The following is a 675-nucleotide window of genomic DNA, read 5'->3' as shown; positions in this document are numbered from 1 at the left end:
TATGGCACGCAGATGAATAGGACAGCTCTATCGAAGCATTGCTTATCGGTATTTTATTTCGGCAACCAATCCTGATTAACTGATTTTGTGAGCAACCTGCCCCCAGGCGTTCCCTTTTCCCTATGAGAGAAAGTCTGGGGGCTTTCTCATATGATCTGCTGTTGGTTTGGACAAGCGCGCTCGTTGGAAATGAGTATTGGCGGCTGCAATTTCCCCCTGTTTCAACTTTGGCCCCCACAGGAGTATTTCAGAATGACAAACGAACCCTTGGACACCCTGCCAGTCTTTCGTCCGTCCGACGTTTTAGTTCGGGGTGGTCGTTTAACCAGGTTCAAGGGGCAAATGGCGGACAGCGCACCAAGCCTTTCGATGGTGGCGTCAGCCACAGTGCAGCGTTCAGCGAAGTCGCTACGCGCCTATGTAGAGAAGGGCTGTTAACGGTGCTGGGTCCTTTTGAAGTGCCATCCGTGGGACGAGTGCTCGTATCGAAGCATGCCTCCAATTGGCTCAAGAGCTCTGTAGCGGAGTTGATCACGAAGGACCCGGTCGCAGCACAACAGGAAGCCTTCTGGCTTTACATGATCATGAAGCAAAGAGCGAATGCTACAGACTTGGAGCTGGGACAGCAGATTGATCGGCCGTTTTGAAGCGGGCCCAAACCGCTGGTGCATGATG

At 52.4% G+C, this 675-nt stretch carries 1 protein-coding gene; it reads left to right on the top strand.

Going from position 1 to position 675, the window contains the following annotated elements; all coding sequences use genetic code 11:
- Positions 1-122: 122 nt before the first annotated feature.
- A complete protein-coding gene (locus tag ACFWW2_RS00330) occupies positions 123-647 on the top strand; it encodes a hypothetical protein (protein WP_393925373.1) in 525 nt (174 codons plus the stop codon).
- Positions 648-675 lie beyond the last annotated feature (28 nt).

Source organism: Yoonia sp. R2-816, assembly GCF_046762905.1.
In the GTDB taxonomy this organism is placed as follows: domain Bacteria; phylum Pseudomonadota; class Alphaproteobacteria; order Rhodobacterales; family Rhodobacteraceae; genus Yoonia.
The sequence above is the reverse complement of the archived record's forward strand: the minus strand, read 5'-3'. Positions and strand labels throughout refer to the sequence as shown.

Bases quoted from the DNA above. Each gene is read 5' to 3' on its own strand.
- ACFWW2_RS00330 (WP_393925373.1), top strand. From the start codon at position 123: ATGAGAGAAAGTCTGGGGGCTTTCTCATATGATCTGCTGTTGGTTTGG.